The organism is Duganella sp. Dugasp56, from assembly GCF_047304105.1.
GTDB classification, from domain to species: domain Bacteria; phylum Pseudomonadota; class Gammaproteobacteria; order Burkholderiales; family Burkholderiaceae_D; genus Rugamonas; species Rugamonas hordei.
Map to the genome: position 1 here is coordinate 1 of NZ_JBGLYQ010000031.1, position 22667 is coordinate 22667.

The 22667-nt window shown below is 65.8% G+C and carries 24 protein-coding genes; 22 read left to right on the top strand and 2 right to left on the bottom strand.

The features are described from left to right. The first annotated feature begins 187 nt into the window (after positions 1-187). The 21 genes from ACCD07_RS21065 to ACCD07_RS21165 all read left to right on the top strand — a co-directional run bounded on the left by ACCD07_RS21065 (position 188) and on the right by ACCD07_RS21165 (position 20357). Positions 188-1963, top strand: a complete 1776-nt coding sequence (locus ACCD07_RS21065) for an ABC transporter permease (RefSeq protein ID WP_353405357.1) — start codon at positions 188-190, stop codon at positions 1961-1963. A 24-nt stretch (positions 1964-1987) separates the two neighbouring features. Next, entirely contained in the window at positions 1988-3058 is a 1071-nt protein-coding gene (locus tag ACCD07_RS21070; RefSeq protein ID WP_413448454.1) for an ABC transporter ATP-binding protein, read from the top strand. Between the two features lie 281 nt (positions 3059-3339). After that, a complete protein-coding gene (locus ACCD07_RS21075) occupies positions 3340-4071 on the top strand; it encodes a beta-ketoacyl synthase chain length factor (RefSeq protein ID WP_413448455.1) in 732 nt (243 codons plus the stop codon). After that, positions 4064-4849, top strand: a complete 786-nt coding sequence (locus ACCD07_RS21080; RefSeq protein ID WP_176652057.1) for a lysophospholipid acyltransferase family protein — start codon at positions 4064-4066, stop codon at positions 4847-4849. The genes ACCD07_RS21075 and ACCD07_RS21080 overlap by 8 nt, the downstream gene beginning before the upstream one ends. Further along, positions 4842-5096 carry a phosphopantetheine-binding protein gene (locus tag ACCD07_RS21085; protein WP_043481206.1) on the top strand — a complete coding sequence of 85 codons (255 nt, stop codon included), beginning with the start codon at positions 4842-4844 and terminating at the stop codon, positions 5094-5096. The genes ACCD07_RS21080 and ACCD07_RS21085 overlap by 8 nt, the downstream gene beginning before the upstream one ends. Before the next feature lie 29 nt (positions 5097-5125). Next, positions 5126-5377 carry an acyl carrier protein gene (locus tag ACCD07_RS21090; RefSeq protein ID WP_176652155.1) on the top strand — a complete coding sequence of 84 codons (252 nt, stop codon included), beginning with the start codon at positions 5126-5128 and terminating at the stop codon, positions 5375-5377. 5 nt (positions 5378-5382) lie between these two features. After that, positions 5383-5928 carry a hypothetical protein gene (locus ACCD07_RS21095; RefSeq protein ID WP_413448456.1) on the top strand — a complete coding sequence of 182 codons (546 nt, stop codon included), beginning with the start codon at positions 5383-5385 and terminating at the stop codon, positions 5926-5928. Then, on the top strand, positions 5921-7681 hold the full coding sequence (locus ACCD07_RS21100) for an AMP-binding protein (RefSeq protein ID WP_413448457.1): 1761 nt from the start codon (positions 5921-5923) through the stop codon (positions 7679-7681). The genes ACCD07_RS21095 and ACCD07_RS21100 overlap by 8 nt, the downstream gene beginning before the upstream one ends. After that, the gene (locus ACCD07_RS21105) at positions 7674-8423 is read left to right on the top strand and encodes a glycosyltransferase family 2 protein (protein ID WP_413448458.1); all 750 of its coding nucleotides are present in this window, start codon (positions 7674-7676) and stop codon (positions 8421-8423) included. Before ACCD07_RS21100 ends, ACCD07_RS21105 begins: the two co-directional genes overlap by 8 nt. Next, complete coding sequence (locus ACCD07_RS21110; protein ID WP_413448459.1) at positions 8408-9364, top strand: acyltransferase; 957 nt, start codon at positions 8408-8410, stop codon at positions 9362-9364. Before ACCD07_RS21105 ends, ACCD07_RS21110 begins: the two co-directional genes overlap by 16 nt. After that, entirely contained in the window at positions 9351-10922 is a 1572-nt protein-coding gene (locus tag ACCD07_RS21115) for an HAL/PAL/TAL family ammonia-lyase (RefSeq protein ID WP_413448460.1), read from the top strand. The genes ACCD07_RS21110 and ACCD07_RS21115 overlap by 14 nt, the downstream gene beginning before the upstream one ends. Further along, entirely contained in the window at positions 10909-11343 is a 435-nt protein-coding gene (locus ACCD07_RS21120) for an acyl-CoA thioesterase (RefSeq protein WP_353402666.1), read from the top strand. The genes ACCD07_RS21115 and ACCD07_RS21120 overlap by 14 nt, the downstream gene beginning before the upstream one ends. Then, complete coding sequence (locus tag ACCD07_RS21125) at positions 11340-11948, top strand: outer membrane lipoprotein carrier protein LolA (RefSeq protein ID WP_353402668.1); 609 nt, start codon at positions 11340-11342, stop codon at positions 11946-11948. Before ACCD07_RS21120 ends, ACCD07_RS21125 begins: the two co-directional genes overlap by 4 nt. Beyond that, positions 11945-14296, top strand: a complete 2352-nt coding sequence (locus tag ACCD07_RS21130; RefSeq protein ID WP_413448461.1) for an MMPL family transporter — start codon at positions 11945-11947, stop codon at positions 14294-14296. Before ACCD07_RS21125 ends, ACCD07_RS21130 begins: the two co-directional genes overlap by 4 nt. Then, positions 14289-15542 carry an NAD(P)/FAD-dependent oxidoreductase gene (locus tag ACCD07_RS21135; RefSeq protein ID WP_413448462.1) on the top strand — a complete coding sequence of 418 codons (1254 nt, stop codon included), beginning with the start codon at positions 14289-14291 and terminating at the stop codon, positions 15540-15542. Before ACCD07_RS21130 ends, ACCD07_RS21135 begins: the two co-directional genes overlap by 8 nt. Further along, positions 15527-16102, top strand: a complete 576-nt coding sequence (locus ACCD07_RS21140; protein ID WP_413448463.1) for a DUF3261 domain-containing protein — start codon at positions 15527-15529, stop codon at positions 16100-16102. The genes ACCD07_RS21135 and ACCD07_RS21140 overlap by 16 nt, the downstream gene beginning before the upstream one ends. A gap of 10 nt (positions 16103-16112) precedes the next feature. After that, positions 16113-17306, top strand: coding sequence for a beta-ketoacyl-ACP synthase (locus ACCD07_RS21145; RefSeq protein WP_413448464.1), 1194 nt, complete (start codon positions 16113-16115; stop codon positions 17304-17306). Further along, positions 17303-17773, top strand: a complete 471-nt coding sequence (locus ACCD07_RS21150) for a 3-hydroxylacyl-ACP dehydratase (protein WP_176652047.1) — start codon at positions 17303-17305, stop codon at positions 17771-17773. The genes ACCD07_RS21145 and ACCD07_RS21150 overlap by 4 nt, the downstream gene beginning before the upstream one ends. Beyond that, positions 17770-18507, top strand: a complete 738-nt coding sequence (gene fabG, locus ACCD07_RS21155) for a 3-oxoacyl-ACP reductase FabG (RefSeq protein WP_176652046.1) — start codon at positions 17770-17772, stop codon at positions 18505-18507. Before ACCD07_RS21150 ends, fabG begins: the two co-directional genes overlap by 4 nt. Then, on the top strand, positions 18504-19736 hold the full coding sequence (locus ACCD07_RS21160; RefSeq protein ID WP_413448465.1) for a beta-ketoacyl-ACP synthase: 1233 nt from the start codon (positions 18504-18506) through the stop codon (positions 19734-19736). The genes fabG and ACCD07_RS21160 overlap by 4 nt, the downstream gene beginning before the upstream one ends. Beyond that, positions 19737-20357, top strand: a complete 621-nt coding sequence (locus ACCD07_RS21165) for a 4'-phosphopantetheinyl transferase family protein (protein ID WP_413448466.1) — start codon at positions 19737-19739, stop codon at positions 20355-20357. On the opposite strand, the gene ACCD07_RS21170 is transcribed toward ACCD07_RS21165, so the two are convergent. Continuing rightward, positions 20358-21206 (bottom strand): polysaccharide deacetylase family protein, encoded by an 849-nt coding sequence (locus tag ACCD07_RS21170; RefSeq protein ID WP_413448467.1) that lies wholly within the window; start codon positions 21204-21206, stop codon positions 20358-20360. A gap of 34 nt (positions 21207-21240) precedes the next feature. Further along, a complete protein-coding gene (locus tag ACCD07_RS21175; protein WP_413448468.1) occupies positions 21241-21873 on the bottom strand; it encodes an energy transducer TonB in 633 nt (210 codons plus the stop codon). A gap of 152 nt (positions 21874-22025) precedes the next feature. On the opposite strand from ACCD07_RS21175, the gene ACCD07_RS21180 reads away from it, so the two are divergent. Continuing rightward, complete coding sequence (locus ACCD07_RS21180) at positions 22026-22664, top strand: response regulator transcription factor (RefSeq protein ID WP_353402687.1); 639 nt, start codon at positions 22026-22028, stop codon at positions 22662-22664. Positions 22665-22667 lie beyond the last annotated feature (3 nt).

The window sequence follows — 22667 nt, forward strand, 5'->3', positions numbered from 1 at the left end:
CCCCCCCCCCCCCCCCCCCCCCCCCCCCCCCCATTTTTTTTTACCCCCCCCCCCCCCCACACCCCCCCCCCCCTTTCGGGGGGGGGGGGGTTTTTTTTTAAAACCACACTCAAATAACCCGCTCGCCCGGGGGCGCCCGGGCCCCCGCCCCCCGGCCGCAACATCCATCCGCTTCTACGGAATCACTATGCAAACTCTCTCTATCCCTGGCTCCGGCCGGCGCAGCATCAACTGGCCGCGCGGCGTGGTGGTGACGCTGGCCGCCATCGCCATCTTCCTGCCGCTGCTGCTGATCTTTTACCAAAGCTTCCTGGACGCGCCGTTCTTCATGCCCGTCAAAAACCTGGGCCTGGACGCCTACCGCTTCATCTTCGACGATCCCGATTTCTCCGTGGCGTTCAAGAACGCCTTCCTGCTGGCCGCCGGCCTGACCGCGATCGCCGTGCCGCTGGGCGGCATGCTGGCCTTCCTGATGATACGCACCGACCTGCCGGGCCGCGGCTTCATCGCGCCGATGCTGCTGGTGCCTATCTTCGTGTCGCCGATGGTGATGGGCTTCGGCTACGTCGTCTCGATGGGACCAGTAGGTTTCTATTCGCTGTGGGCCAAGGACATCCTCGGCTTCATCCCCTGGAATATCTACTCCTTCACCAGCATCGTGGTGATCGCCGGCCTGACGCACGTGCCGCACGTCTACCTGTACGCCTCGTCCGCGCTGAAGAGCCTCGGCTCCGACGTGGAGGAGGCGGCCCGCGTGGCCGGCGCCTCGCCGCTGCAGGTGATGTTCAACGTCTCGCTGCCGATGATCACGCCGGCGCTGGCCTATGCCGCCGTGCTGGTGTTCTTCCTCGGCTTCGAGGTGTTCGGCCTGGTGCTGGTGCTGGGCGATCCGGAAGGCCACCTGGTGCTGGCCACCTACCTGTACAAGCTGACCAACAAGCTGGGGACGCCGTCCTACCATCTGATGGCCGCCGTCGCCGTCTGCCTGGTGATGGTGACGATGCCGCTGGTGATGATACAGCGCTGGCTGCTGAAGTCCGCCAACAAGTTCGTCTCGATCAAGGGCAAGGGCGCGCGTTCGAAGTCCATGCCGCTGGGTAAATGGAAATGGCTGGCCTTCGCGCTGATCTTCGCCTGGCTGATGTTCACCATCATCATGCCGATGTCGGGCATCGTGCTGCGCTCCTTCGTCCAGTACTGGGGCGAGGGCGTGAACCTGCGCGACGTGCTGACCCTGTCGCACTTCCGCGAAATCATGGAGCAGCCGGCGCTGATGCGCGGCATCCTGAACACGATCCTGATCGGCGTGATCGGCGGCGCGCTGGCGGTGTGCTGCTACTGCGCCATCGCGCTGGCCATGCACCGCAAGCCGGACGGCATCACCCGCTTCCTCGACTACAGCGTGCTGGTGCCGCGCGCCGTGCCTGGCCTGCTGGCCGGCCTGTCCTTCCTGTGGGTGTTCCTGTTCGTGCCGAGCTGGCTCGATGGCATGCTGAAGGGCATGGACAACGGCGCCGCCCTGTGGCTGAGCGAGCATGCGATACCGGTGCTGCGTTCGCTGCGCTCGACCATCTTCGCCCTGTGGCTGGCGTATTCGGTGGTGTGGCTGGCGTACGGCATGCGCCTGATCTCGACCGCGCTGCTGCAGGTCGGACCCGAACTGGAGGAGGCGGCGCGCGCGGTCGGCGCATCGCGCGGCCAGGTGACCCGCGACGTCACGGTGCCGCTGGTGAAGTACGGCCTGCTGGGCGCGTGGCTGATGGTGTTCCTGATCTTCGAGCGCGAATATTCGACCGGCGTGTATCTGCTGTCGCCGGGCACCGAGGTGATCGGCGCGATGCTGGTATCGTTGTGGGGGACCGGCTCCACCGACCTGGTGGCGGCGCTATCGTTCATCAACATATCGCTGGTGGCCATCGGCCTGGGCGTCGCATTGCGCTTTGGCGTGAAGCTGCATAACTAAAAAATTATGAAACGAGACATCATCATGAATGAACTGACCGTCAACGACCTGCACCTGGACTACGGCACCGGCGCGCACGCCAACCAGATCCTGAAGGGCGTGTCCATGCACCTGCAAAAAGGCGAAGTGGTGGCGCTGCTTGGCCCGTCGGGCAGCGGCAAGACCACGCTGCTGCGCGCCGTGGCCGGCCTGGAAAGCCCGAAGCAGGGCACCATCGCCATCGGCGAACGCAATGTGTTCGACGGCTCGAAAAACTTCGAGATGGCGGCCGAGCACCGCAACCTGGGCCTGGTGTTCCAGTCCTACGCACTGTGGCCGCACAAGACGGTGTTCGACAACGTCGCCTATGGCCTCAAGCTGCGCAAGATGGGCACCAGCGAAATCAAGGACCGCGTCAGCGACGTGCTGAAGAACCTGGGCCTGGGCCATCTGGGCGAGCGCTTCCCGCACCAGCTGTCGGGCGGCCAGCAGCAGCGCGTGGCGATCGCGCGCGCGCTGGTGTACAACCCGCCGGTGATCCTGCTGGACGAACCGCTGTCCAACCTGGACGCCAAGCTGCGCGAGGAGGCGCGCGCCTTCCTGCGCGAGCTGATCGTGCGTATGGGCCTGTCGGCGCTGATGGTCACCCACGACCAGGCCGAGGCGATGGCGATTTCCGACCGTATCCTGCTGCTCAATAACGGCAAGATCGAACAGCAGGGCACGCCGCAAAGCATGTACGAAACGCCGGATACGCTGTTCACGGCCGAGTTCATGGGCAGTAACAACCGCCTGCCCGCCACCGTCGTGCAGCGCGATGGCGCCAATGTGCTGCTCGACGTAGGCGGCACCCGCCTGCAGGGCACGGGGCGCGGCACCGCGTCCGGCGACCCGTCGACCATCATCCGCGTGGAGGAAGTGAAGGTCAGCGCGACGCCGGTGGACAACGCGATCCAGCTGCCGCTGCTGACCTGCATGTACCTGGGCGACCGCTTCGAATGCCTGTTCAAGAGCGAGAGCGGCCCGGAGATGAGCCTGCGCGCGTATTCCAAGTACAAGTTGGAAGCGGGCAGCTACTGGCTGCAGATGCCGGCCGATAAGCTCTGGGTGTTCTGATCCCGCAGCAGGTCTGCGTGGTCCGGGGAGCGGCGCCGCAATCGTGCGGGGCCGTTTTTTTTTATTGCTTTCTGCCAAAAGTTGGGGGTTTTGGAGAGGATTCGTGCGTGAAATCGCACAGTTTTAAAGCCTTAAGCGTAAAATAGTTGCCCAGAGTCTATTTGGTTTGGTGTGCACCATTGCCAGTCGTTTATAATTTGCACGGTACGCCGGCTGGCATTTTTGCGGCATGAGAGTGCGATTTCGCGCCTTCTTTTACCTCAAAACTCTGGATATTCAACATGCGTACAGATGGCGTCCGTTTTTCAATCGCTAGGCACGCCGAATGGGCGCCCGGCCTGACTACGTCCGAAGCGTGGGCGCAGTGGGCGCGGGCGCCGTATCCCATCCAATCCGCCGAGGAGCCGGGCGTCAAGGCCATGCCCGCGATGCTGCGCCGTCGCGCCGGTTTCCTGGGGAAGATGGCGCTGGAGGTCGCATACGAGTGCCTCGACGGCCGCAGCGATATCCCGACGGTTTTCTGTTCGCGGCACGGCGACGCGGCCCGCGCGCTGGCGCTGCTGGCCGACCTGGCGCGCGGCGAGGCGCTGTCGCCCACGGCTTTCGGCATGTCGGTGCATAACGCCATCGCCGGCCTGTTGACCATTGCCCGCAACGACCGCGCCAACCATATCGCGCTGGCCGGCGGCGCCGCGACCATCGAGCATGCGGTGATCGAAGCCTGCGGCCTGCTGGCCGACGGCGCGCCGATGGTGCTGCTGGTTGCCTGCGATTGTCCGCTGCCGGAATTGTTCACGCCTTTCGAGGATTGCGAAGAACAGCCGCATGCGTGGGCGTGGCTGATGACGCCTGCCGCCGATGACGCCGTCGCGCTGAGCTGGAGCGCCGGCGGCGACGCGCCGACCGGCGGCATGCCGGGCGGGTTGGAAGTGGCCGCCTTCCACCTGCGCGGCGCGCGCTGCCTTGAGCGGTGCGATGGGCGTTTGCGCTGGCGCTGGAGCCGCGATGCTTGAAGCGCAAAAGGCCAGGCTGTCGCTGTATTGGCGGGTGTTTGCCACCGGCCTGAGTTTTACGGTATTCGGAGCCGGCGGCCTGGTGCTGGGGGCGCTGGTGTTTCCCTTGTTGAACCTCGTGGTGCGCCAGCCGCAGCGCCGCGTTGCGGCGGTGCGCGGGCTGATACACCGGGCCTTTCGCATTTATGTGGGTTTGATGCGGGCGCTGGGCGTGCTGCGTTATGAGATACGCGGCCTCGATAAGCTGAAACGCGGCGGCCTGCTGATACTGGCCAACCACCCGACGCTGATCGACACGGTGTTCCTGATGGCCTTCGTGAAAAACGCCGATTGCATCGTCAAGGGCGCCTTGTGGCACAACCCCTTTACGCGCGGGCCGTTGCGGGCGGCGGGCTACATCAGCAACGAGGGCGGTCCGGCGCTGGTGCAGGACTGCATCGCGTCCCTCCGGCGCGGCAATAACCTGATCGTGTTTCCGGAGGGGACGCGGACACCGGGTGACGGTGTGATCAGCATGAAGCGCGGCGCGGCGAATATCGCGGTGCGAGGCGATCGCAATATGACGCCGGTGCTGATCCGCTGCGAGCCCCCCACTCTGGGCAAGGGCGAGAAGTGGTGGCGCGTGCCGTCGCGCCGTGTGCTGATACGGATCGACGTCCAGGATGACCTGGCGATCGAAGCATTTACAGGGGGCGGCGCCAGCGAAGTGATGGCGGCGCGCCGATTGACTGAATTTTTGCAGGATTATTTTACCGGGAAGTGCCAAAGCCATGCTTGAACTGGAAGTCAAAGAACTGATCATTGATGTGCTGCAGCTCGAGGACATCACACCGGCCGACATCGACAGCGCGGCGCCGCTGTTCGTGGAGGGCCTCGGCCTCGACTCGATCGACGCGCTGGAGCTGGGCGTGGCGCTGCAGAAGAAGTACGGCATTTCGCTGTCGGCCGATTCGGAAGATACCCGCCGCCACTTCGCGTCGGTACAGGCGCTGGCGGCGATGATCGACAGCCATAGAAAGAAATAAGGGAGCGGGACATGATTGAGTTGAATCACATGAGCAAGGACCAGCTGCAGGCGTGCGTGGTCGATCTGCTGGCGGAGATGTTTGAACTCGACAAGAGCGAACTGACCGCCGAATCGAATCTGTACGCCGATCTGGACATCGACAGCATCGACGCCGTGGACCTGGCCGTGAAGCTGAAACAACTGACCGGCAAGCGCCTGCAGCCGGAAGTGTTCAAGACCATCCGCACCATCGGCGACGTGGTCAACGCGCTGGCCGGCATGACGGAGCAGGCGGCGTAGGTACGATGCCGATGACTGTACTGACGGTGGCGATAACGCTGCTGTATCCGTTGGCGATCTGGTTCGGACACGGGCAGGTGGAGCCGCGCTGGCTGGCCGGCCTGTTGCTGCTGGCGGTGGCCACGCGCCTGCCGGCGCTGAAGCTGAGCGTTGCCGCCCGCTGGTCGGTGGCCGGCGCGCTGGTGCTGGTCGGTTGCGCCGTCTGGAGCAATCTGCTGCTGCCGCTGAAGCTCTACCCGGTGCTGGTGAACGCGGCGCTGCTGGCCGGCTTCGGCTACAGCCTGACCACGCCGGTGTCGGCGGTCGAGCGCATGGCGCGTTTGCGCGGCGAGGACTTCCCGCCGGCGGCGCAGGCCTATATGCGTACCGTGACGCAGGTCTGGTGCTGCTTCTTCGTGATGAATGGCGCGATCGCTTTCGCCACGGCGCTGTGGGCGTCGGAGGCGGTGTGGTCGCTGTACACCGGCGTGATCTCGTACGCGCTGATGGGGCTCCTGTTCGGCGCGGAGTATCTGGTGCGCCTGCGTTTCAAGCGGTTGCATCATGTCTGACCGGATTGAAAATCTGTATGCCGCGATCGCGGCGCGCCCGGCGGCAGGACTGATCGGCCGGCGCGCGGGCGAGGGCGTGCGCAACGAGCAATTCCTGGCGCGCGTGCAGGCCTGGCATGCGCTGCTGCGCGCGCAGGCCGGCAGCGCTTTCGCCTTGTACCTGGACGACAGCATCGAGTTCGGCGCGGCGCTGCTGGGCGCCTGGCACGCCGGGAAAACCATCTGGCTGAGCGCCGATACGCTGGAGGCCAGCTGCGCCTCACTGCGCGCTTCCGTCGATGGCTTCCTTGGCCAGTTCCCGGAGTCCCTGCAGCCTTTGCGGCCAAGTGGCGGCGCGGCTCCGGCCGCGGACCTGAGCGGCGCGCTTGCCGCGGACCTGCCGGCGCTGGTGGTGTTCACCTCCGGCAGCACGGGCGCGGCGCAAGCCATCCCTAAAAAACTCTCGCAGCTGGCCAGCGAAGTGGCGACGCTGGACGCGCTGTTTGGCGCCGCCGCCGGCGTTGGCGGCGACGTTGCGGTCTTGGCGACGGTTTCGCATCAGCACATCTACGGCCTGCTGTTCAAGGTCCTGTGGCCGCTCAGTTCCGGCCGCGCCATTCATGCGGCCAGCATCAGCTATCCGGAGGAGCTGGCGCCTGCGATGGCGGCCGGTCCCTGTATGCTGGTCACCAGCCCGGCCCACTTGAACCGCCTGCCCGATCACCTGGACTGGAGCGGCGCCGCGCGAACGCTGCAGGCTGTGTTTTCATCCGGCGGTCCGCTGTCGCCGGAAACGGCATACACAAGCGGGCGGCTGTTGGGCAAAGTACCGGTGGAAGTCTACGGCAGCTCGGAAACGGGCGGCGTGGCATGGCGCCAGCGCAGCGCCGGCGCCGATGACTCCTGGCTGCCTTTTCCGACGGTGGCATGGCGTCTCGGCGACGAGGATGGCGCGCTGGAAGTGCGCTCGCCGCACCTTGCCGACGACAACTGGCTGGCGCTGGCCGATCGCGCCGCGCGCAGCGGCGAGCAGCGTTTCCTGCTGCTGGGCCGTAACGACCGCATCGTCAAGATCGAAGAAAAGCGCATCTCGCTCAGCGGCATGGAAGCGACACTGATCGCCTCCGGGCTGGCAGCCGAAGCGCGTGTCATGCTGTGCGAACCGGTGGCCGGCGAGCGTCAGAAGCTGGCTGCTTTCATCGTCCCGACGCCGGAAGGCAGCGCAGTGTTCGCCGCCGGCGGCAAGGCCGCATTGAACGGCCGCCTGCGCAGCGCGCTGGCCGCCACCGTGGAAGCCGTGGCCTTGCCGCGCCGCTGGCGCTATCTCGACCAGATGCCGGTCAACGCGCAGGGCAAGACCACGCTGGCCGCCTTGCTGGCGCTGCTGGACAGTGAAGACGGCATGGCCGGCCACCGTCCGCGCTTTGCGCAAATGCGCGAGCTGGAACGCGAACCCCGGCGAGTGCTGTTGGAGCTGACCGCGCCGTCGAACCTTCTGTATTTCGATGGCCATTTCGACGCGGCGCCCATCCTGCCGGGCGTGGTGCTGGTCGAGTGGGCGATGCACTACGGGCGCCAATACTTTTCGCTGCCGCCACAATTCAAGGGCATCAACGCGCTGAAGTTCCAGCAAGTGATCCAGCCGAATCAGGCGGTGCTGCTGGAGCTGTTGCACGACGCGGCCAAGGGCGGCCTGCAATTCCGTTACACGTCCGAAGCGGGACATCATGCGAGCGGGCGCGTCGTCCTGCACGCCGGAGAAGTCCATGTCTGAGTTTAAACCCTGCATCGTGGTTCCGGTCTATAACCATGAACACGCCATCGGCGCCGTGCTGGCGGGTCTGCTGGTTCACGGCGTGCCCGTCATGCTGGTGGACGACGGCAGCAGCGCGGCGTGCGCGGCGGTTCTCGATACGTTGACGCGCGAGCATTCGGACCGCGTCTGTCTGGTGCGCCTGCCGTACAACCAGGGCAAGGGTGCGGCGGTGCTGGCCGGCTTCCGCCGCGCGGCGGAACTGGGCTACAGCCATGTGCTGCAGATCGACGCCGATGGCCAGCACCGGACCGCCGACGTGCCCAAGTTCCTGGAGACGGCGCGGACGCATCCGCAAGCCGTCATCGCCGGCCACCCGATCTATGACGAGTCGGTGCCGAAGGCGCGTTTGTATGGCCGCTACGCCACCCACATCTGGGTCTGGATCAATACGCTGTCGTTCGACATCAAGGACTCGATGTGCGGCTTCCGCGTCTATCCTGTGGCACCGGTCAATGCGCTGGCGGCGCGCCAAACCATCGGCGTGCGCATGAACTTCGACACCGACATCCTGGTGCGCCTGTTCTGGGACGGCCGGCAAGTGGTCAACCTGGCGACGCGGGTATCGTATCCGTCGGATGGCGTGTCGCACTTCCGCATGTGGCGCGACAATGTGTTGATTACGCGGATGCACACGGTGCTGTTCTTCGGCATGTTGCCGCGTATCCCGCGACTGCTGGCGCGAAAATGGCAGGCGCGATGAGCGGGGAGCGCGGCCGGCACTGGGCTTCGATCAACGAATTCAGTTTCGTGGCCGGCATGCGGCTGCTGTTCTGGATCTGCCGCGTATTCGGCCGCTGGCCGTTTCGCTTGTTCCTTTACCCGGTGCTGGGCTGGTATGTGCTGACCAAGCCGCAGCCGCGCCGCGCCTCGCAGGAATACCTGCGCCGCATGGCGGACTACAGCGGCCGCGCCATGCCCGGCGTGTTGCGCCATTTCGCCGCCTTCGGCGAGAGCATCCTCGACAAGATGCTGTTGTGGGGCGGCCTGTTCAGTTTCAATGATGTCGACCTGCACGGCGGCGATCTGATTACCGACGCGGCGAAGCAAGGGCGTGGCGGCCTGCTGATCTGCGCCCACCTGGGCAACATGGAACTATGCCGCGTGCTGTCGCGCCGGCGCAGCGAGATCAAGATGACGGTCCTGGTGCATACCAAGCACGCGCAGGCGTTCAACCAGATGCTGGGCCGCCTCAACCCGGACAGCCAGCTCAATCTGATGCAGGTGACGGAAATGACCCCGGCCACCGCGATGCAGCTGTCGGAAAAGGTCGCGCGGGGCGAGTTCGTCGTCATCGCCGGTGACCGGGTTCCGGTGTCGCATAATCCGCGCGTGGCGGTGGCGGACTTCCTTGGCACGCCGGCGGCGTTCCCGGTCGGTCCGTATGTACTGGCCAGCGTGCTGCAATGCCCTGTGTATCTGCTGTTCTCCGTCCGCCAGGGCGCGCGTTCGGCGATATATTTTGAACCCTTCCGCGACTCGGTGCGCGTGCCGCGCCAGGGGCGCGACGCCGCGCTGGCGGCGCTGGCCGCCGACTACGCCAAACGGCTGGAGTACTATTGTCTGCGGGCGCCGCTGCAATGGTTTAATTTTTACGATTTCTGGCACTTACTCCAACTGGAACGCTCCGATGCACCTCGCTGACATTGCCCAACTCAATACCGCTCCGCGCACCGTGCGCTTCGACCGCGAACGCCTGACGATCGAAGACATCGTCGATATCGCGCAGGGCCGTGCCGTCGCCGAGTTGTCGGACGATCCGGCCTTCCGCGCCGCCATCACGCGCGGCGCCGATTTCCTGGATCGCCTGCTGCGCGAGGACGGCACCGTCTACGGCGTGACTACCGGCTATGGCGACTCCTGCACCGTGACGGTACCGCCGGAACTGATTGCGGAGCTGCCGCACCACCTGTACACCTATCACGGCGTCGGCCTGGGCGAATACTTCACGCCGGCGCAAACCCGCGCCATCCTGGCGTCGCGCCTGGCCTCGCTGAGCAAGGGTTATTCGGGCGTCAGCGTCGAACTGCTGCTGCAGATCACGCGCCTGCTGGACGTTGGCCTGCTGCCGCTGATCCCGTCCGAAGGCTCGGTCGGCGCCAGCGGCGACCTCACTCCGCTGTCCTATCTGGCGGCGGTGCTGTGCGGCGAGCGCGAGGTATGGCGCGACGGCGTGCAGGTGCCGGCCGCGCAGGCCTTGCGGGAAGCCGGCATCACGCCGCTGCGCTTGCGCCCGAAGGAGGGCCTGGCCATCATGAACGGCACCGCCGTGATGACAGCGCTGGCCTGCATGGCCTACGACCGCGCCGAATACCTGCTCAAGCTGAGCACCCGCATCACGGCCATGTCCTCGTTCGCGATGGACGGCAACGCCCACCACTTCGACGAAGTGCTGTTCTCGGTCAAGCCGCACGGCGGCATGCAGCAGGTGGCGGCGTGGCTGCGCAGCGACCTGCCGACCGATCAATGGGAGCGCAACGGCAAGCGACTGCAGGACCGCTACTCGATCCGCTGCGCGCCGCACGTCATCGGCGTGCTGGCCGACGCGATGCCGTTCTTCCGCTCGTCGATTGAAAACGAACTCAATAGCGCCAACGACAATCCGCTGATCGACGGCGACAACGAGCGCGTGCTGCACGGCGGCCACTTCTACGGCGGCCACATCGCCTTCGCCATGGACGGCATGAAGAACGCCGTCGCCAACCTGGCCGACCTGCTGGACCGCCAGATGGCGCTGCTGGTCGACAGCCGCTACAACCATGGCCTGCCGGCCAACCTGTCCGGCGCCACCGGCCCGCGCGCGGCCATCAACCACGGCCTGAAGGCGCTGCAGATCAGCGCATCGGCATGGACGGCGGAAGCGCTCAAGCTGACCATGCCGGCCTCGGTGTTTTCGCGTTCGACCGAGTGCCACAACCAGGACAAGGTCAGCATGGGCACCATCGCCGCGCGCGATTGCCTGCGCGTGCTGGAGTTGACGGAGCAGGTTGTCGCCGCGCTGCTGATCACGGTGCGCCAGGGCGTCTGGCTGCGTTGCCAGGCCAGCCCGGAACTGCAGCCGCACGCCGCGCTGGCTGCGATGCAGGAAGCGCTCGGCGCCGACATCCGGCCGGTCGAGGAAGACCGCCGCCTGGAGCCGGACCTGCGCCTGCTGCTGGAGCGCATACGCGCCAAGGCATGGGATCTGTATGCGCCGAACTAACAAGGAAAGCCGCTGGTTCGCGGAAATCGAGATGCAGGTGCAGTTCTTCGACCTGGACCCGATGGAGATCGTCTGGCACGGCCGCTACGTCAAGTACCTGGAAGTGGTGCGTTGCGCCTTGCTCGACAAGATAGGCTACAACTACCCGCAGATGAAGGAATCGGGCTACGCATGGCCGGTGATCGACATGCAGCTGCGCTACGTCGGCTCGGCCACTTTCGGCCAGAAGCTCAAGGTGCGCGCCGATATCGTCGAATGGGAAAACCGCCTGAAGATCGACTATCTGATCACCGACGCCGACACCGGCAAGCGCCTGAACCGCGCCAGCACCACGATGGTCGCCGTCGATATCGCCACCAAGGAGATGTGCTTCGTGTCGCCGCCTGTGCTGTTTGAAAAACTAGGAATCGAGCCCGTATGAAACTGATCAAATCCGTCGTGCTGGCGATCTCGCTGGCCGCATTGAACCCGGCGCAGGCTGCCGTGCCGGTCGCGAAGATCCAGGCCATGCTGGCCAAGCCGCCCGTCATGTGCGGCCGCTTCGACCAGAACAAGCAACTGGCGGGCATGAAGAAGCCGCTGGCGGCGGAGGGGCGATTCTGCGTCGTCGCCGGCAAGGGGGTGCTGTGGCGCACCTTGAAGCCTTTTCCGAGCACGCTGCGGCTGACGCGCGATGAAATCGTCAATTATCAGGGTGACCGCGTCGCCATGCGGCTTGACGCCAAGACCGAGCCCACCGTCCGCATGATCAACAACGTGCTGTTCTCGCTGCTGGCCGGCGACCTGGCGCAACTGGAATCGCTGTTTGAGGTCGACGGTACGGTCGATGCCGGCAGCTGGAGCGTTTCGCTGAAGGCGCGCTCGCCGGGGCTGGCCAAGGCTATTGGCGCCATCAAGCTTGAGGGCGGCACCTACGTCAGGAGCATCGTCATGAGCGAAGCCAGCGGCGACCGTACCAGCATCGTGTTCTCGGCGATTCAATCCGGCGAAGCGGCGATGACCAGGGAAGAGGCGGCGCTGTTTTGACGCGCAGCCGACAATTCGCGTTGCTGTGGGCGATGGTGGTCTGCCTGCTGCTGGGGCATAACGCCTATCTGTGGCTGGTCAAGCGCATCGTGCCGGACACAGACATCATGGCGCTGCTGCCGGTGCAGGAGCGCGACCCGGTGCTGCAGCAATCGTTCTTGCACATGGTCGACGCGGCGCAACAACGGGTGGTGGTGCTGGTCGGCGCGGCGGACTGGCAGGACGCCAAACGCGCCGCCGACGCCTACAGCGCAACGCTGGACGCGCGCAAGGACTTGTTCGAAGCGACGCCGATCAACGATCAAACGCAGGCCGACTGGCTGTCGCTGTTTCAGCAGCATCGATTGACGCTGCTGACGGCACAACAGGAAGCGCAGCTGCGCGAGCAGCCGTCGCAGTTCTGGCTGGACGCGGCGCTGGCCAAGCTGTACGCGCCGTTTGGCGGACCCAAACTCGGTTCGTGGCAGGAGGACCCGTTCGGCCTGTTCTCCGGCTGGGTGCAGGAACGCGCGCAGGAAACGCCGGTGCGTCCGCGCGACGGCCACCTGTTCGTGGCCGACGCCCAGCTTCAGTATGTGCTGCTGCCGTTGACGCTGAAAGTGCCCGCGCTGTCGATGACGGCGCAGGAGAGCGTGCTGCCGCTGCTGAAGCAGGCCGGCGACGCCGCCCGCAAGGCCGTGCCCCAAATGGAACTGATCGAGGCGGGAGTGATACTGCATGCCGCCGCCGCCAGCGCGCAGGCCAGCGGCGAGGTCTCGACCATCGGCATCGGTTCACTGCTCGGCATCATCCTGCTGATGTGGTTTGCCTTCCATTCCTTCAAGCCGATTTCGCTGATCCTGCTGTCGATCGGCATAGGCTGCCTCGGTGCGCTGTCGGTATGCTGGCTGCTGTTCGGCCGCGTGCACTTGCTGACGCTGGTATTTGGCGCCAGCCTGATAGGCGTCGCGCAGGATTACGGCATCTACTTCCTGTGCAACCGCCTGGCCGCCGATGAAAAAATCGATTCGCCGGCGTTGCTCAAGCGCCTGCTGCCCGGCCTGAGCCTGACCTTGCTGGCGGCGGTGATCGGCTACATGGGACTGGCGTTGACGCCGTTCCCCGGCCTGCGCCAGATGGCGGTGTTCTCGGCGCTGGGCCTGGTCTTCGCGTGGATGACGGTGGTGTTCTGGTTCCCGGCCTTGATCGGCGGCCGTACTTTGAAGAGCGGCGCATTGGTGCGGGTCTACGGTGCCGCCCTGCAGCGCTGGCCGCAGTTGCGCATGAACCGTGCCACGCTGGTGGCCGCGGTCGTGTTTGTGCTGGCAGCCGGCTATGGCGTCAGCCGCCTCGGCGCCAACGATGATATCCGCCTGTTACAAACCCCTCCCAAGCACCTGATCGCGGACCAGATCAAATTGAGCAAGCTGCTGGACGCGCCGACACCGGTGCAGTACTTCCTGGTGCGTGGCGCCTCATCGGAGACGGTCTTGCAGCGCGAGGAAGCGCTGAAGGCGCGGCTGGACAAGCTGATTGCCGCGCATCGCATTTCCGGCTACCAGGCCATGTCGAACTGGGTGCCGTCGGCGCGGACCCAGGCGGCGCGGCGCGCCCTGATCGAAGAGAAGTTGCTGAACGACGGCGGTCCGCTGCAAGGATTGGCCAGGCAAACCGACGAGGATGCGCAATGGATCGCTGCCACCCGCAACGGCCTGCTGGCCGCCGCCGCGCCGCTGACGCTGGACGACTTCCTGAAGACGCCGGCCAGCGATCCGTGGCGCCACCTGTGGCTGGGCGGGATCGACGGCGGCTATGCCAGCATCGTCGCCTTGCGCGGGCTGGAAAGCAAGTCGGTGGCGGAGGTGCTGCTGGCCGCGAACGGCCTGCAAGGCGTGCAATGGGTCGACAAGGTGGCCGAGATTTCGTCGGTGCTGGGCCGCTATCGCCAGTATATGAGCTGGGTGGCGCTGGGCGCCTACGCGGTGGTGTTCGCGCTGCTGTTCCCGCGCTACCGCCGCAAGACCTGGCGCGTGCTGGCGCCTACCGCCCTGGCCAGTATCGCCACGCTGGCACTGCTGGGATATGGCGCGCAGAACCTGCAGTTGTTCCATGTGCTGGCGTTGATGCTGCTGCTGGGTGTAGGCGTCGATTACGGCATCTTCATGCAGGAGCATCCGGACCGCCGCGACCACACGCCCTGGCTGGCGGTCGGCATGTCGGCCGCGAATACGATTTTGTCCTTTGGTTTGCTCGGCTTGAGCAAGACCCCTGCGTTGCAGGCCTTCGGCCTGACGATGCTGCTGGGGACCGCGCTAGTGTGGATCATTGTTCCTTGTTTTGGCTCCATCAACGAAAGCTCGCATGACTGACGCAACGCATATTGAAACCGCCGAAATCCTGATCGTCGGCGCCGGACCTGCCGGTTCGGTCGCCGCCGCCTTGCTGTGTCAACAGGGACGGCAGGTGCTGGTGATCGAGCGCGAGCAGTTCCCGCGCTTTTCCATCGGCGAGAGCCTGCTGCCGCAAAGTATGGCCTATCTGGAGCAGGCCGGCATGCTGCAGGCGGTGGTCGAGGCGGGCTTCCAGTTCAAGAACGGCGCCGCCTTCATGCGCAATGGCCGCTATACCGATTTCGATTTCCGTGACAAGCACACCGCCGGATGGGGTACGACCTACCAGGTGCAGCGCGCCGATTTCGATCACGTGCTGGCCAAGGAGGCCGAACGCTTCGGCGCCGAAGTGCGCTATCTCCACGAGGTAGTGAACATCGAACTGGGGCAGGGCGCCAACGGCGGTGCCCGCGTCACCGTGAAGGGCGCGGATGGACAGCAGTACCAGGTGGACGCCGGCTTCATCCTGGACGCCAGCGGCTTTGGCCGCATCCTGCCGCGCCTCCTGAAACTGGAGACGCCATCGAACTTCCCGGTGCGCGGCGCGATCTTCACGCATATCGAGGACGGCATACGCGGCGGCGGTTTCGACCGCAACAAGATACGTGTGACGGTCCATCCCGAGCACTGCGACGTCTGGTTCTGGACCATTCCATTCGCGGGCGGCCGTTGCTCGCTGGGCGTGGTGGCGGAGACCGGTTTCCTGGACCGCTACCAGGGCAGCGCCACCGAGCGCCTGCAAGCCATCGTGGCGGAAGAACCGTCGCTGCAAGCCTTGCTGGCCGAAGCCAGGTGGGATACGCCGGCGCGCCAGATCGTCGGCTACTCGGCCAACGTCGAGAAACTGTGGGGGCAGGGCTACGCGCTGCTGGGCAACGCGGGCGAATTCCTCGACCCGGTGTTTTCGTCGGGCGTGACCATCGCCTTCAAGTCGGCCAGCATGGCCGCGGCCGCGCTGCGACGCCAGTTCGCAGGCGAGACGGTCGATTGGCAAGCCGACTACGGCGCGCCGCTGCGCAAGGGTGTCGACACCTTCCGCGCGTTTGTCGAATCCTGGTACGCCGGCGGCTTCCAGAAGATCATCTTCCACGAGAACCAGCAGCCGGAGGTGAAGCGCATGATCTCGGCGATCCTGGCTGGTTATGCGTGGGACCTGAGCAATCCCTTCGTCAAGGAGACCTCGCGCAGGCTGGCGGCGCTGGAGGCGGTATGTACGCCGGAGTGATGTGGCGCCGGGCATCGGTGACGCTGCCGCTCACACTCGGGCTGCTGCTGGGCGGCTGCGCCATCGCGCCGCGGGCGCCGGCGCCCGCGCGGCTGGGACTGAAGCTGGCGCCGGCGGCGCTGGGCACCTCGATCAGCGTGCAGCAGCATCTGACAGTGGAGCGCAACGGCCGCACCGACGATCTCGATGTGGCGCTGCAGGTGGAACCGGAGGCGATCGACGTGGTGGGCCTGGCGTTCGGCCAGCGCGTGCTGACGCTGCATTACGACGGCAAGGAGCTGACATCGTGGCGCCATGTCATGCTGCCTTCGCAAGTGCGTGCCGAGGACGTGCTGGAAGACATGCAGCTGACGCTGTGGCCGGCCGCGGCGGTTGCCGCGGCGCTGCCGCAGGGCTGGCGCATCGCGGAACAAGGCCTGGGGCGCACGCTGTACCTGGACGAGGAGCCTGTGATGCGGATAAGCTACAGCGGCATGCCGCGCTGGAGCGGCACCGTGGTGTTGGAAAATATCCGATATCACTATAAGCTGACGATACAGGCTGCGCCGAATACCGATTGAGACTGAGTTTATGCAGAATTTTCACCTGAACGCTTGCGGCATCATCTGCGCGCTCGGCGACGGCGCCGCGCAGGTCAAGGCGCGTCTTTACGCCGGGCAGACCGGCGTGGCGATGACGGAGCAGTGGTCGCCGGGACGCGAGCTGCCGCTGGGCCGTGCGCCGGACGAACTGCCGCCGGTTCGGCATCTGCCGGTCCAGCATCGCAGCCGCAACAACGCGCTGGCGCTGGCGGCGCTGGCGCAGATACGCCCCGCGGTCGATGCGGCGATCGCCCGCTACGGCGCGGACCGCGTCGGCGTCCTGATCGGCACCAGCACCTCCGGCATCGGCGAGACGGAACAGGCGCTGCGCCATCACGCTCTGTCCGGCGCCTTGCCGCCGGACTTTCATTACGGCTCGCAGGAGATGGGTTCGCCCGCCGCCATGCTGGCGCTGGAGCTGGGCCTCGCCGGTCCGGCCTACGTGCATTCGAGCGCGTGCTCGTCGAGCGCCAAGGCCATGGCCAGCGCGGCGCGCCTGATCAAGATGGGACTATGCGACGCGGTGCTGACCGGCGGCGTCGATTCGCTTTGCGCGTTCACGGTGGCCGGCTTCGCGGCGTTGGAGTCGGTCAGCGCGGCGCAATGCAATCCGATGAGCGCCAACCGCAACGGCATCAATATCGGCGAGGGCGCCGCCCTGTTCCTGATGAGCGCCGAAGCCGACGGCGCGGCGCCGGTAGCCTTGCTGGGCTGGGGCGAATCGTCGGACGGCCATCACATGTCCGCGCCGGATCCGTCCGGCGCCGGCGCGCGGCTGGCGATGGCGCAGGCGCTGGAGCGCGCCGGTGTCGGCGCGGCGCAGGTCGAATACATCAATATGCACGGCACCGCGACGCAGCAGAACGACGCAATGGAGTCGCGCGTCATCGAGTCGTTGTTCGGCCTGGACGTGCCGGTCAGCTCGACCAAGCCGTTCACCGGCCATACGCTGGGCGCGGCTGCCGCCATCGAGGCGGCGCTGTGCTGGCTGGCCATGCAGGACGATAACCCGCAAGGCCGCCTGCCGCCGCACCTGTGGGACGGCGTTGCCGATCCGGCGCTGCCGGCGCTGAACCTGGTGCCGCGCGGCGCCGCGCTGGGACGTCCGCTGCGGCTTGCGTTGAGCAGCTCCTTTGCTTTCGGCGGCTCCAATGCCGCGCTGCTGTTGGGGAGGACTTCATGAGCATGCCGGATATCCGTGCGCTGGTGCCGCATTCCGGCCAGATGGTGATGCTGGACCGCGTGCTGAGCGCCGACATCGACAACCTGTGCGCCGAAGTGCGCATCCGCGCCGACAGCATGCTGGCCAGTGAACACGGCGTGGGCGCGTGGGTGGGCATCGAATACATGGCGCAGGCGATTGCCGCGCACGCTGGCTGGCTGGCGCAGCGGCGCGGTGAAGAAGTCAAGGTCGGCTTGCTGCTCGGCTCGCGCAAGTACGAAGCGAAGGTGACGTATTTTGCCCCCGGCAGCCTGCTGACGGTGCATGTGCACCGGGTGCTGTTGGCCGATAACGGACTGGGCGCGTTCGAGTGCCGCATCGACACCGACGATGGCGCTGGCGGCGTGGCAAGTGCGGCGACAGCCACCGTGACGGTTTTCCAGCCCAACAATGTCAATCAATTTATCGAAGATGGAAACGTGGCATGAATCAGAATAAATCCATGAGCGTGCTGGTGACGGGGTCTTCCCGAGGCATCGGCAAGGCGATCGCGCTGCGCCTGGCGCGCGACGGTTACGACCTGGTGCTGCATTGCCGCAGCCAGCGCGGCGAGGCCGACGCGGTCGCGCAAGAGATCGTGGAAATGGGCCGCGCGGTGCGCGTGCTGCAGTTCGATATCAGCGACCGCGCCGCCACCGCCGCCGCGCTGGAGGCGGACATCGGGCAGCACGGCTGCTACTACGGCGTGGTGTGCAATGCCGGCGTCGCGCGCGACAACGCCTTCCCGGCGATGTCCGGCGAGGACTGGGACATCGTGCTGCAAACGAACCTCGATGGTTTCTACAATGTGCTCAATCCGCTGGTGATGCCGCTGGTCCAGCGCCGCAAGCCGGGCCGCATCGTCACGCTGGCGTCGGTGTCGGGATTGATCGGCAACCGCGGCCAGGTCAACTACAGCGCAGCCAAGGCCGGCATCATCGGCGCCACCAAGGCGTTGGCGCTGGAGCTGGCCAAGCGCGCCATCACCGTCAATTGCGTGGCGCCGGGACTGATCGAGACCGACATGACCAGCGACGTGCCGATGGAGGAAGCGCTGAAGATGATACCGGCGCGGCGCGTCGGCAAACCGGAGGAGGTGGCGGCCGCCGTCAGTTTCCTGATCGGCGAGGAAGCGGGCTACATCACGCGCCAGGTCATCTCCGTCAACGGAGGTCTGGCATGAGCCGGCGCGTCGCCGTCACCGGCATGGCCGGCATCAGCCCGATCGGCAACGACTGGGCCACGATCCGCGAACGACTGGGCCAGTACCGCAACGCCATCGTGCGGATGTCGGAATGGGACGATTACGACGGACTCAATACCCGCCTGGGCGCACCGGCGGCGCCGTTCGAACTGAATGAACGCTACAACCGCAAGGCGATCCGCAGCATGGGCCGCGTGGCGCTGATGGCCACCCGCGCCAGCGAGCTGGCGCTGGCCGACGCCGGCCTGCTGGAGCATCCGCTGCTCAAGAGCGGCGACATGGGCGTGTCGTTCGGCTCGTCGGCGGGCACGCCGAGCGCCATCGGCGACTTTGGCCGCATGATGGAGGAGCGCACCACCAAGGGCATCAACGCGACCACCTATATCAAGATGATGGCACATACTGCGCCGGTCAATATCGGCGTGTTCTTCGGTCTGACCGGCCGGGTGATCACCACGTCCAGCGCCTGCACCTCGGGCAGCCAGGGTATCGGCTATGCCTATGAAGCCATCCGCGGCGGCAAGCAACTGGCGATGGTGGCCGGCGGCGCAGAGGAATTGTGCGCCACCGAGGCGGCGGTGTTCGACACGCTGTTCGCCACCAGCACCCGCAACGACGCCGGCCATACGACGCCGCGCCCGTTCGACGCCGGCCGCGACGGCCTGGTGATCGGCGAGGGCGCCGGCTGCCTGATCCTGGAAGACCTGGAGCATGCGCAGGCACGCGGCGCCGTGATCCATGCGGAGCTGGTGGGCTTCGGCACCAACAGCGACGGCTGCCACGTGACGCAGCCGAATGCGGCGACGATGCAGAAGGCGATGCAGCTGGCCCTGCTGGACGCGGGACTGCGGCCCTCGGACATCGGCTACATCAACGCGCACGGCACCGGCACGCAGCAGGGAGACATCGCCGAGTCGCAGGCGACGATGGCCGTCTTCGGCGGCGCCACGCCGATCAGCTCACTGAAAAGCTATACCGGCCATACGCTAGGCGCTTGCGGCGCGCTGGAAGCCTGGGTCAGCATCGAAATGATGCGCGAGGGCTGGTTTGCGCCGACCATCAACCTGGAACAGATCGATGCGGAGTGCGCTCCGCTGGACTACATCGTCGGCGAGGGCCGGGCGTTGCAGTGCGAGTACGTGATGTCGAATAACTTCGCGTTCGGCGGCATCAATACCTCGCTGATTTTCAAACGGTGGAGTAGCTGAATGCCCGCCCCGGCTTTGCTTTGGCTGGTGGATGCGGCCGCGGTTGCTGACGACGATCTGCTGCGGTTCCGCGGCTGGCTGGAGCCCGGCGAAACGGCGCGCTACCAGCGCTTCGTGCGCGCCCAGCGGCAGCGGCAGTTCGTCGTCGGACGGGTTCTGCTGCGTCTGGTGTTGAGCCGCCTGCTCGGTGCGGCGCCGCAGGATATCCGGCTTGAAGAGCAGATCGCCAAGGCGCCGCGCCTGATCGCGCCTGCGGTCAAGGGCGGCCTGCCGGGTTTCAGCATCGCGCACAGCGGCCGCTGGGTTGCTTGCGCGGCCAGCGCGCAGACGGCGCTGGGGCTGGATATCGAGATGATGGACGCCGGCCGCGACCTGGCCGCGCTGGCGGAACAGGCGTTCGACAGTGCCGAGATGGCGCAGTGGCAGCGACTGCGGACGCTGCCCGATGCGCAGCGCGTCGAAGGCTTTTACCGCCTGTGGAGCGAGAAGGAAGCGCGCTTCAAATTGGGATTGGCGGCAGGCGGGCATTGCGTCGCGCTGCCGCATGCGGAGCTATCGGTGGTGTTGTGCAGCGAGCTGCCGCTGGATCAGCCGAAGGTGGAAATCGTCACGCTGCCTTAATCAATTCCACAGCCAGTTCCACAGTCCGGGCAAACGCGGCTTGGTGTTCGGGTCGCTGACGGAGGCGGCCAGCGCGGCGCGTTCGAGTTCGTCGTGGTCGTCGTAGAAAGGCTTGGCGGCCAGCGGCACGTCCAGTTCATGCGCCACGTCGAGCAGGATTTCCATGTACTCCTGGATGTGGCGCGACGTGTAGGTATTGACGTCGTGGAAGGTGACGACGACCGGTGTGACGCCGTCCGATACGGGCATGGCGCCGGCGGCCCAACGTTTGCGCGTTTCCGCCAGGTGGGTCAGCATGTTCGAGCGCTTGTGCCAGCTGAAGTTGACGCCGTAGATTTTGCCGTCGTTGGCGCTCAGGTCGGTCAGCAGCATCTGCATGCCGTGCTGGTGATACGACTCCAGCGTGCCGGCGTCGTAGGCCCAGAACGGCGGACGTACCAGCTTGGGGGCGGCGCCAGTGACGCTGACCAGGTCATCGACGCCGTTTTGCATCGATTCGTCCAGCGCCTGGCGGCTCATGAGGCGGTGGTTCGAATGAAAAGTGGTGGCCGAATGCAGCGCGACGACGTGGCCTTCGTCGTATTCGCGTTTGATCAGGGCGCGTCCGACATCGGTTCCACCGCCGTGCCAGGCGCGGGTCTGGGTGAAGAACACGGCCTTGATATTGTCCTGCAGCGGATTGTGCGCCAGCGTTTCGAGGATATGCACGGTCGGATTGCCGCTTGCGGCGGCGGCGGGGCCGTCGTCGAAGGTCAGCAGGAATCGTACGGGCGCAGGTTCGGCCGCCGCTGCGGCGTTCAGCAGCAGCGACAGCGATACAGCGAGCAGGTGGGATCGGAGAACTGGCACGGAGGCATTGTACGTGAATTCCTCCACCTCCCCGCTAGTCGTTCAAGCTCCACACGTATTGCATCCTGGTCCATGACTGCTGCGGCACGCCATCCACCGTGCCCGGCCTGAATTTGCACAGGCCCAGTCCGACCTGCGCGGCGCGATCCAGTTCGCGGAAGCCGCTCGATTTCTCCACTTTTGAATCGGCCACCCGGCCGTCGGTGCCGATCAGCAGCGCCAGTGTGACGGTGCCCGTGTCGCCGTTGCGCAGCGCGTTCTTCGGATAGTCCGGCTTCGCGCAGGCATTCGAATCCACCACCGCCGCCACCTGCACCGGCGCCGCTTTCACCTGGGTCTTGGCGCCGTTGTCGGCAACGCCGGTCGGTGCTTGCTGCGCCGGCGTTTGCTCCGTCATCGGCCGTGCCGTGACCGGCGGCGGATTGGTCGCGACCACCGGCGTTTCCACCGGCGGCACGAAGATGTCCGGCGTGGATGGCGGCGGCAGCGGCACGTCCGGCGGCAGTACCTGCGGTGGCGGCGGCTTGATGTCGGTCGGCGTCAGGTCGATCACCGCTTCCTTCGGATGGAACACCGTCAGCTTGGAGCCGTGCAGGAAGGCGGCCAGCAGCGCCACGTGGAGCGCAGTGACGACGGTAAGGCCGGTCAGGTTCTTTTTCGGTTGCATGAGTGCTCCTTGGTGGTGGGTGTTGTTGCTACATGTTGGAAGTATACTATTCCATGTGATAGCAAAATAAAAGGAAATTTGAGGAATATTTTGCTGCTTCATGGTGTGGTATGCTTCCACCATCAGGTAGAAAACCATTCTTCGAGGTAGCAATGAAAAAAATACGGGTCATGCTGGCGGACGATCATCCGATCGTGATGACGGGTTTTGCGATGTCGCTGACGGGGCAGGGGCTGGATGTGGTGGCGCAGGCGCGCACGCCGGAGGAGGCGCTGGAACAGCACAAGCGGCTGGCGCCGGACGTGATCGTGCTCGACATCCGCTTCGGCGACCAGTTGACCGGGCTGGACGTGGCCAAGCAGATCCTGGCGCAGGCGCCGTCGGCCGCCATCGTCTTCCTCAGCCAGTTCGACCAGGACAGCCTGATCAAGGAAACCTACCGCCTCGGCGGCCGCGCCTTCATGACCAAGGATTGCGATCCGGCCGACCTGGCGGCTGCCGTGCGGCGCGCGCATGAGGGCGAGCTGTACTTCCTGCCGCACATCGCCGAGCGGCTGGCGAATCTGTCGGTGCGCGGCGACGCGTCGCCGCAATCGCAGCTGGACGAGCGGGCATTGGAGATCTTCACGCTGATGGCCGAGGGGCTGACCAACGCGGAGATCGCCGAGAAGCTCGACGTCTCCACCAAGACCATCAGCAATATCAGCCAGGCGGTGAAGGAAAAGCTGGGCGTGCACCGGCCGGCCTACATCACGCGGCTGGCGGTCAAGCACGGCCTGATCGAGCCCTGAGCC